The organism is Paracoccus sp. Z118 (assembly GCF_019061185.1).
GTDB lineage: Bacteria > Pseudomonadota > Alphaproteobacteria > Rhodobacterales > Rhodobacteraceae > Paracoccus.
Window position 1 is genome coordinate 16,796 of record NZ_JAHQZU010000005.1, and the last position, 9,583, is coordinate 26,378.

10 protein-coding genes are annotated in these 9,583 nt (G+C 67.5%); all 10 read left to right on the forward strand.

Annotated features, from left to right (window positions below):
• Positions 1-62: 62 nt before the first annotated feature.
• Positions 63-674 (forward strand): autoinducer binding domain-containing protein, encoded by a 612-nt coding sequence (locus KTN05_RS05380; protein ID WP_217328365.1) that lies wholly within the window; start codon positions 63-65, stop codon positions 672-674.
• A 62-nt stretch (positions 675-736) separates the two neighbouring features.
• Positions 737-1,327 carry an acyl-homoserine-lactone synthase gene (locus KTN05_RS05385; RefSeq protein ID WP_217328366.1) on the forward strand — a complete coding sequence of 197 codons (591 nt, stop codon included), beginning with the start codon at positions 737-739 and terminating at the stop codon, positions 1,325-1,327.
• Positions 1,328-1,380: 53 nt separating this feature from the next.
• Positions 1,381-2,700: a replication-associated recombination protein A gene (locus tag KTN05_RS05390; protein ID WP_217328367.1), complete on the forward strand. Its 1,320-nt coding sequence runs from the start codon at positions 1,381-1,383 to the stop codon at positions 2,698-2,700.
• 31 nt (positions 2,701-2,731) lie between these two features.
• Positions 2,732-3,103 (forward strand): fluoride efflux transporter CrcB, encoded by a 372-nt coding sequence (crcB, locus tag KTN05_RS05395; RefSeq protein WP_217328368.1) that lies wholly within the window; start codon positions 2,732-2,734, stop codon positions 3,101-3,103.
• Complete coding sequence (locus tag KTN05_RS05400; RefSeq protein ID WP_217328369.1) at positions 3,100-4,143, forward strand: RluA family pseudouridine synthase; 1,044 nt, start codon at positions 3,100-3,102, stop codon at positions 4,141-4,143. The genes crcB and KTN05_RS05400 overlap by 4 nt, the downstream gene beginning before the upstream one ends.
• Positions 4,140-4,796, forward strand: a complete 657-nt coding sequence (locus KTN05_RS05405; protein ID WP_217328370.1) for an HAD-IA family hydrolase — start codon at positions 4,140-4,142, stop codon at positions 4,794-4,796. Before KTN05_RS05400 ends, KTN05_RS05405 begins: the two co-directional genes overlap by 4 nt.
• A complete protein-coding gene (locus KTN05_RS05410) occupies positions 4,793-5,506 on the forward strand; it encodes an ATP12 family chaperone protein (protein ID WP_217328371.1) in 714 nt (237 codons plus the stop codon). Before KTN05_RS05405 ends, KTN05_RS05410 begins: the two co-directional genes overlap by 4 nt.
• Before the next feature lie 215 nt (positions 5,507-5,721).
• A complete protein-coding gene (locus tag KTN05_RS05415; RefSeq protein WP_217328372.1) occupies positions 5,722-6,756 on the forward strand; it encodes an amino acid ABC transporter substrate-binding protein in 1,035 nt (344 codons plus the stop codon).
• 115 nt (positions 6,757-6,871) lie between these two features.
• Positions 6,872-8,125, forward strand: coding sequence for an amino acid ABC transporter permease (locus KTN05_RS05420; RefSeq protein ID WP_217328373.1), 1,254 nt, complete (start codon positions 6,872-6,874; stop codon positions 8,123-8,125).
• 1 nt (position 8,126) lies between these two features.
• Positions 8,127-9,578 (forward strand): amino acid ABC transporter permease, encoded by a 1,452-nt coding sequence (locus tag KTN05_RS05425; protein WP_217328374.1) that lies wholly within the window; start codon positions 8,127-8,129, stop codon positions 9,576-9,578.
• Positions 9,579-9,583: the final 5 nt, after the last annotated feature.

Consider the following 9,583-nt stretch of genomic DNA (forward strand, 5'->3'; position numbering starts at 1 on the left):
ACATACACGCATAGGATATGTTTTAAGATTGACGGCGCAGTTTGCAATTTGTCTAAAAGGCCATGTCAGCTCGATCAGAGATCAATGCGGCGCTCGCGCGTCTGAACAAGATTGCAACGTCCGGGTGCTTCCTGGCGCTGCACATCCGCTACGCCGCGCCGCTCATGCAAATCCAGAGCTATCCGGCCACGTGGACCGATCGCTACACCGAAAACGCCTATGCGCTGCGCGATCCGATCATCGCCTGGGGGTTTTCGACGGAAGGCGCGTGCCGGTGGTCCTCGCTGCCGGTCCCGGACCCCTTCGGCATCCTCAAGGACGCCGCGGATCACGGGCTCGCCTTCGGGCTGGTCGTATCCTACGGCAAGATCAACGATCGGACGATCTGCGGCTTCGCCCATGCCACGCGGGAATTCACGGATGACGAGATCGAGAAGATTTCGGTCACGGTACGACGGCTACATGAGATAACACAGCCGCCGGAGAGCCTGACGAAGGCTCAGAAAGAGGCCCTCCGGTGCATCGCGGAGGGTGACCGTCATGCAGCGGCGGCTGCGAAGCTGGGGATCACGGAAAGCGCCTTCAAGGCTCGGCTTATTTCTGCGCGCGAACGCCTGATGGCGCGCACGACGGCCGAGGCGTTGCAGCGTGCCAAGGAGTACCGCTTGCTGTAAGGACGGCGCCCGAATTCCGCGTCGCTCCCGGGGGGAAAATGTTTCAACCCAGGAGTACTTCCATGCAGACCACCACCCTGTCTTTTTCCAATCTCCATGTTCACGGCGAGCTGTTCGCCAATATGTTCCGCGCCCGTCGGCAAAGCTTCATAGTCCAGCGTAACTGGGATCTGCCCCAGGTGGACGGGATGGAGTTCGACCAGTACGACACCCCGCAGAGCCGGTGGGTCGCGGTTCACGAAGCCGGTCAGGTTCTGGCCGGGTTCCGCCTCACGCCGACAACGGCGCGGTGCGGGATCTATTCCTACATGATCCGCGATGCCCAGAACGGCATCCTTGGCGGCTCGATCCCGTCCGACCTGCTGCACGACGCGGCGCCGGTCGATCCGCATGTCTGGGAATGCACCCGCGCCTTCGTCAACCACTCGATCCCGCAGTCGATTCGCAGGAAGGTTCACAAGAGCCTGGTGAACGCGATGACCGCCGCGGCGCGCGAGGTGGGGGCAACCCGGCTGGTGGCGCTGACCGAAGCGACATGGCCGCGCTGGTTCAGCCGCTGCGGGATCGAGGCCGAGCCGATCGGCCCGGTCAAGTGGTTCGACGACGGCGACTTCCAGTGCATCGCGATCAATCTCGCCTCCAAGCTGCACTGACGGGTCGCGGGGGGATACCATGCGCAGGGCGGGCGGCGTAACATCCGCCTGCCATGGCAGATCTCTTCGATACCACGAACCATGGGACGCGCCCGCCTGAACGTCAGGCGCCGCGTCCCTTGGCCGACCGCATCCGCCCGACCACCTTGTCCGAGGTGATCGGGCAGGATCGCGTTCTCGGCCCCGACGGCCCGCTCGGCGCGATGCTGGCGGCCGGCAGTCTCGGCTCGCTGATCCTGTGGGGGCCGCCCGGTGTGGGCAAGACCACGATCGCGCGGCTTCTGGCCCATGAAAGCGACCGCGCCTTCGTCCAGATTTCCGCGATCTTTTCCGGCGTGCCGGAACTGCGCAAGGTGTTCGAGGCCGCGCGCCTGCGCCGCGATCAAGGCCAGGGCACGCTGCTGTTCGTCGATGAAATCCACCGTTTCAACAAGGCGCAGCAGGACAGCTTCCTGCCGCATATGGAGGACGGGACGATCCTTCTGGTCGGCGCCACGACCGAAAATCCGTCCTTTGAACTGAACGCCGCGCTGCTGTCGCGGGCGCAGGTCATCGTGCTGGGGCGGCTCGGTCCTGCCGATTTGGAACGCCTCGCGCAGCGGGCCGAGCGCGAGCTTGGCCGCGCGCTGCCGCTGACCGGCCAGGCGCGCGACGCGCTGCTGGAGATGGCGGACGGCGACGGCCGCGCCGCCCTGAACCTGATCGAGCAGGTGATGGCGTGGAAGCTGACCGCGCCGCTCGGCACGGACGAGCTGGCCAAGCGGCTGATGCGGCGGGCGGCGAAATACGACAAGTCGGGCGACGAGCACTACAACCTGATCTCGGCCCTGCACAAATCCGTCCGCGGCTCCGACCCGGACGCCGCGCTCTACTGGCTAGCCCGGATGCTGGAGGGGGGCGAGGACCCGCGCTATCTCGCCCGCCGTCTCACCCGCATGGCGATCGAGGATATCGGGCTGGCCGATCCGGCGGCGCAGCGCCATTGCCTCGACGCCTGGGCGCTTTACGAGCGGCTGGGCTCGCCCGAAGGGGAACTCGCGCTGGCGCAGGCGGTGATCTATCTCGCGCTCGCGCCGAAATCGAACGCGGGCTATGTCGCCTACAAGGCCGCGCGCGAGCAGGCGCGCAAGACCGGCAGCCTGATGCCGCCCGCGCATATCCTGAACGCGCCGACCGCGCTGATGAAGAATCAGGGCTACGGCGCGGGCTATGCCTATGACCACGACGCAGACGACGGGTTTTCGGGGCAGAACTACTTCCCCGAGGGGATGAAGCGCCCGGTCCTCTACCACCCCGTCGAGCGCGGGTTCGAGCGCGAGCTGAAGAAGCGGCTCGACTGGTTCGTGGGCCAGCGGCTCAAGCGCGGCGGTTGACTTTGCGGGGGCGCGGCTACAGGTCAGCGGCATGATGAACCCATATCTTCAGGTGGCCCTTGGCGGCGCGATGGGCGCGACCGCCCGCTATGGCGTGAACCGCGCGGCGATGACGGCGTTCGGGCCGGGATTTCCCTGGGCGACGCTGATCGTCAATGTCGCGGGCTCGTTCGCGATGGGGGCGCTGGTGGTGATGCTTGCGCGGCTCGGCAACGCGTGGGCGCCTTTGCTCATGACCGGCCTGCTGGGCGGGTTCACGACCTTCTCGGCCTTTTCGCTGGATACGCTGACGCTGTGGCAGCGTGGCGAACACGCGAGCGCCGCTGCCTATGTCGCCGCCAGCGTCGGGCTGTCGCTTCTCGCCATCGCGGCGGGACTGGCTTTTGCGCGTGTGCTGGCATGAGCGGCGTGCAGACCATCCGCATCGGCGCGGATGAGGGCGAGCAGCGGCTCGACCGCTGGCTGAGGAAGCGGTTTCCGCAGCTGAACCAGATCGCCATCGAAAAGCTGTGCCGCACCGGCCAGCTTCGGGTGGATGGCGGGCGGGTGAAGCCCGCGACGCGGATCGAGCCGGGGCAGGAGGTGCGGGTGCCGCCGCTGCCCGACGCCGCGCCCGCGAGCGCCCCGCGTCCCGGCATCCGCGACGAGGATGCGCGGATGATCCAGGCCGCCGTGCTGTGGAAGGACGAGCATATCATCGCCCTGAACAAGCCGCCGGGCCTGCCGAGTCAAGGGGGCAGCGGGCAGGGGGACCGCCACGTGGACGCTCTGTCCGAAGCGCTGATGTTCGGGTTCAAGGAAAAGCCGAAACTGGTGCACCGGCTGGACAAGGACACCTCGGGCGTCCTGCTGCTGGCCCGCACCGACCGCGTGGCGCGGCGGCTGTCCGAGGCGTTCCGCGCCCGGACCACGCGCAAGATCTACTGGGCCGCCGTCGCGGGCGTGCCCAGCCCGCAGATGGGCACGATCCGGTTCGGGCTGGTGAAGGCGCCGGGGCACGGGCGCGGCGGCGAGGGGGAGAAGATGCTGTGCGTCCACCCGTCGCGGGTCGATCAGACCGAAGGGGCGAAGCGGGCGACGACCGATTACGCGGTGCTCGACAGCCTCGGCACCCGCGCCAGCTGGTGCGCGCTGGTGCCGATCACCGGGCGGACCCATCAGCTGCGCGCGCATATGGCCGAGCTTGGCCATCCGATCGTCGGCGATGGGAAATATGGCGGCTCGGGGCAGGAAAACCTCGGCGACGGCTGGGGCGCGCAATTGGGCGGAGAGATCAGCCGCAAGCTGCATCTGCACGCCCGCTCCATCGGGTTCGACCACCCGATCACCGGCAGGCGCGTCACCATCACCGCGCCCTTGCCCGAGCATATGTCGCGGACGTGGAAAACCCTCGGCTGGTTCGAGAATGACGTGCCCGCCGACCCGTTCGAGGAAGCGCCGTGAAGCTGGTCATCTGGGATGTCGATGGGACGCTGGTGGACAGCGCCGAGATGATCCTGCGCTCGATGGCTCTGGGCATGGCCGAGGCGGGATTGCCGGAACTGCCGCCCCGTCAGGTCGGCAGCATCGTCGGACTGTCGCTGCCGGTCGCCGTCGCGACGCTGCTGCCCGAGGCGGACGAGACGACGCGCGAAGCGGTCGTCTCCGGTTACCGGCGCAGCTATCAGCAGGACCGTTCGCGGCAGGAATCGCCGCTGTTTCCGGGCGCGCGGGACTGCCTCGACCGGCTGGCGCGGCGCGACGACCTGCTGATGGCGCTCGCCACCGGCAAGTCGCAGCGGGGGTTGACCGCGCTGATCGCGGCGCATGATCTGGGCGGATATTTCGTCGCCACGCATTGCGCCGACGGCCATCCGTCGAAGCCGGCGCCGGGCATGGTGCTGGCCTGCCTGTCCGATTCGGGTGTCCGGCCCGATGCGGCGGTGATGGTGGGCGACACGACCTGGGACATCACCATGGCCCGCAACGCCGGGATCGCCGCGCTGGGGGTGTCGTGGGGCCACCACACGCCCGCCGAGCTGCTGGACGCGGGCGCGAGCGCGGTGGCCAGGGATTTCCCCGAACTCACCCGGCTGATCGAGGAATGGGCGGCATGAGCGAATGGAAACCCAAGCGGTTCTGGACCCGCACCGGCCTTGAGCGGACGCCCGAAGGCTGGCGGGTCGCGCTGGACGGAAAGCCGGTGAACACGCCCGGCAAGCTGCCGCTGATCCTGCCGACCGAGGGCCTGGCGCAGGCGGTCGCGGCGGAGTGGGACACGGTGGGCGAGCTTATCGACCCCGGCGCGATGCCGCTGACCCGCGCGGCGAACTCGGCCATCGAGAAGGTCGCGCCGCAGTTTCCCGCCGTCGCCGCGCTGCTGGCCGAGTATGGCGGCACGGACCTTCTGTCCTACCGCGACGACCGGCAGGAGGCGCTGGCGCTGGAGCAGGCGGCCGAATGGGACCCGCTGCTCGACTGGGCGGCCGAGGAACTGGGCGCGCGGCTGATCGTGACGCGCGGCGTGATGCCGGTGGTGCAGGATGAAGCCGCGCTGCGGACGCTGGCCGCGCATGTCGCCGCGCTCGACCCCTGGGGGCTGACGGCGCTGCATGATCTGGTGACGCTGCCGGGCTCGCTGATCCTCGGGCTGGCCACCGTGCGGGGCCGGATCGACGCGGACGAGGCGCACCGGCTGGCGCGGCTCGACGAGGATTTCCAGTCCCGCCTCTGGGGCCACGACGACGAGGCGGATGCCGCCGCCGACGCCCGCCGCGCCGCGATGCGCGTGGCCGAGCGGCTGTGGCGCCTGTCCCGCGCGGGCTGAGCCGCCGTTCCATCCGGGGTTGCGCGTGAGCTGCGCGATTTGCGCATGTGTTAAGCAACAGCGGCTTTTTGGCGCGGGCCGCACCGGCATGACGCTTGACGGATTTCGACTCATCGTCACAATGTCAGGTATTCGGGCATGTTAGCCCCCAACATATAGGGCCGGTCCACGGCCCGTCGTCGTTCCCGCATGCGCGGGCGAACAGAGAGGTCCTGATGATTAAGACGGTATTCTTCGGAACGGTCGCCGCTGCCGCGGCTGCCGTGCTTTCGACCGGCGCGGCTTTCGCGGCCGAGGGTGACACCCTGCGCGCGGTGAAGGACCGCGACCAGCTGATCTGCGGCGTCAACACCGGGCTGGTCGGCTTCGCCGCGCCCGACGCGAACGGCAACTGGTCGGGCTTCGACATCTCGCTGTGCAAGGCGATCGCGGCGGCGGTCGTGGGCGATCCCAACAAGGTGCGCTTCGTGCCGACGACCGGCCAGACCCGGTTCACCGCCCTGACCTCGGGCGAGGTTGACGTGCTGACCCGCAACTCCACCTGGTCGTTCCAGCGCGACACCGATCTGGCGATGGATTTCGCGGGCGTGAACTACTACGACGGGCAGGGCTTCATGGTCCGCAAGGACCTGGGCGTGACCAGCGCCAAGGAACTGGACGGCGCGACCGTCTGCATCCAGACCGGCACCACGACGGAACTGAACCTTGCCGACTGGTTCCGCTCGAACAACCTGAGCTATCAGCCGGTCAACATCGATTCGAACGCCGAGGGCGAGCAGCAGTATATCGCCGGCGCCTGCGACGCCTACACCACCGACGCCTCGGGCCTCGCCGCGACCCGCGCGGCCTTCGCGGACCCTGAAAACCACGTCATCCTGCCCGAGATCATCTCGAAGGAGCCGCTGGGGCCGGCGGTCCGCCACGGCGACAACAACTGGGGCGACATCGTCCGCTGGACGCTCTTCGCGCTGATCGCGGCCGAGGAATACGGCGTCACCTCGGCCAATATCGAGGAGCTGGCCCGCTCGTCCACCAACCCGGAAGTGCAGCGTCTGCTGGGCGCCAGCGACAATCTGGGCGGCATGATCGGTCTCGATGCCGAATGGGCCAAGCGCGCCATCTCGGTCGGCGGCAACTATGGCGAGATCTTCGCCGCGACCATCGGTGAGCAGACCCCGATCGGCCTGGCCCGCGGGCTGAACGCCCAGTGGACGCAGGGCGGGCTGATGTATGCGATGCCTTTCCGCTGAGCGCGGTTGAAGCACAAGGCGCGCGAAGCTTTTCGCGCGCCTTTTTCGTCCCGCCTCCGATGCGGGTGACCAAGACGGGAAAAATCCCGCGCCAGAAGGTCAACAGGGGAATTCGATGACAGAGCTGCCGCCGGCGAACCAGCCGACCTTTCGCCTGTCCATGCTCATTTATGACCGGCGGTTCCGGTCGCTGACGATCCAGACCGTGGTGTTCATCCTGGTCATGCTGGCCGCGGCCTGGCTCGTCAACAACACCGTCCAGAACCTTGCCGCGATGGGCAAGACGTTCAGCTTTTCCTTTCTGGACAACCGGGCGGGCTATGACATCCCGTTCAGCCTGATCCCCTATACCTCGGACGATTCCCATATGCGGGCGGCGATGGTGGGGCTGCTGAACACGCTGCTGGTGTCGGCGCTCGGCTGCCTGTTCGCGACGGTCGTGGGGGTCACGACCGGGGTGCTGCGGCTGTCGAACAACTGGCTGATCGCCGGGATCGCGACGATCTATGTCGAGATCTTCCGCAACATCCCCCTGCTGCTGTGGATTCTGGTGATCCTCGCGATCTTCACCGACGTCATGCCCGCGCCGCGCGACTATCGGGGTGACGACGCCGCGGCCTCGATGATCCTGTTCGACAGCGTCGCGCCGACCAACCGCTATACCGCCGTCCCCCGGCTGGCGATGGAGAACGCGCCCGGCCCGATGGTGATCGGCAACACCGCCATCAGCGGCGCGGTGATCGCCTATGCGGTGGCGCTGATCGCGGCGCTGCTGATCTGGCGCTGGGTCCGCGCCTGGGCGACCGACGTGCAGAACGCGACCGGGCGGCGGCCGGTGACGTGGTGGATCTCGGTCCTGCTGTTCCTCGGACCGCTGGCGGGGCTGACCTGGCTCTTCGACGCCCATCTGATCCCGCCCGCGCTTCAGGGTTTCAATTTCTCGGGCGGCATGAATCTCGACAACGGCTTCGTGGTGCTGGTGCTGGCGCTGACGCTCTATACCGGCGCGTTCATCGCCGAGATCGTCCGCGCCGGAATCATGTCGGTCAGCCGCGGCCAGTCCGAGGCGGCGATGGCGCTCGGCATGCGGGCCCGCCCAGTGATGGCGCTGGTGATCCTGCCGCAGGCGCTGCGGGTCATCATCCCGCCGATGATCTCGCAATTCCTGAACCTGACCAAGAACAGCTCGCTGGCCATTGCGGTGGGTTTTCCCGACCTGCGCGCGACGCTGGGCGGCACGACGCTGAACCAGACCGGGCGCGAGATGGAATCGATGATCCTGATGATGGGCGTCTATCTGGTCATCAGCCTGCTCATCTCGGCGGCGATGAACGTCTATAACGCCCGCGTGCGGCTGAAGGAGCGGTGAGATGAGCGAAGTCCACGCCGAAACCGTTCCCTTCGTCCGGGGCACCATGCTGCCGCAGGCGCCGCCGCCCCGCGCGCAGACCGGCGCGATCAAGTGGCTGCGCGAGAACCTGTTCTCCGGCCCGGTCAACACGCTGCTGACGCTTGTCGGGCTGTTCATCATCTGGTGGCTGTTCCAGCATTTCTGGCCGTGGTTCCGCCATTCCGTGTGGGAGGCGTCCAGCATCGCCCAATGCCGGGCGATCATCACCGAACGCTGGGGCGAGGGGGCGACCGGCGGCTGCTTCGCGGTGATCCGCGAACGCTGGAACCAGTTCATCTTCGGCTTCTACCCGTCCAGCCAATACTGGCGCCCGAACACGATCTTCTGGCTGATGTTCCTGGCGCTGGTGCCGATCCTGTTCACCGAAAGCCGCGCCCTGCGCTGGACGGTCGTCTCCATCGCCGCGGTGCTGGGCTTTGCGCTGTCGATGCTGCTGGGCGCGCCGCCGCGGGTGCTGGCAATCCTCGCCATTGGCACTGTCCTGTGGGTGGCGCTGATCGAGCTTGCGCCGCGCCGCGCGCTGATCCCGACGGTGGTGTTTCCGTTGTTCGCGGTCTGGCTGCTCTGGGGCGGTTCGCTCTGGACGCAGGCGATGGTACTGGCGGGGGCGCTGATCGGGCTTGTGGTCTGGCGGGCGCTGTCGCGGCTGGGGATGCTCGGCGCGGCGCTGGGGCTCGTCGCCGCCGTCGCCTGGTGGTGGCTGCTGTCGGGTGACGCGGCGGCCGACCTTCAGAGGATGTGGCCGATCTCGCTCCCGCAGGTGGAATCGCGCAGCTTCGGCGGCTTCCTGCTGGCGATCACCATCGGCGTGTCCGCCATCGTGATGTCGCTGCCGATGGGGGTGATCCTCGCGCTGGCGCGGCAGTCGGACCTGCCGGTCGTGAAGTCCTTCGCGGTGATCTTCATCGAGTTCATCCGGGGCGTGCCGCTCATCACGCTGCTGTTCGTCGCCTCGATCCTGCTCAACTACTTCCTGCCGCCGGGCACCAATTTCGACATCATCCTGCGGGTCATCATCATGGTGACGCTGTTCGCCGCAGCCTACATGGCCGAGGTGATCCGCGGCGGCCTCGCCTCGCTGCCCAAGGGGCAGTACGAGGCGGCGGCGGCGCTTGGGCTGGATTACTGGAAGGCGCAGCGGCTCATCATCCTGCCGCAGGCGCTGAAGGTCAGCATCCCCGGCGTCGTCGGCACCTTCATCGGCGTATTCAAGGACACGACGCTCGTGACATTCGTGGGGCTGTTCGATCCGCTCAAGCAGATGGCCGACACGATCCGCGCGACCTTCGAATGGAAGGGCGCCTATTGGGAGCCGTATATCTTCACCGGCACCATCTTCTTCATCCTGTGCTTCGGCATGTCCCGCTATTCCATGTATCTGGAGCGGCGACTGAAGCGCGACCACCGCTGAGGGGG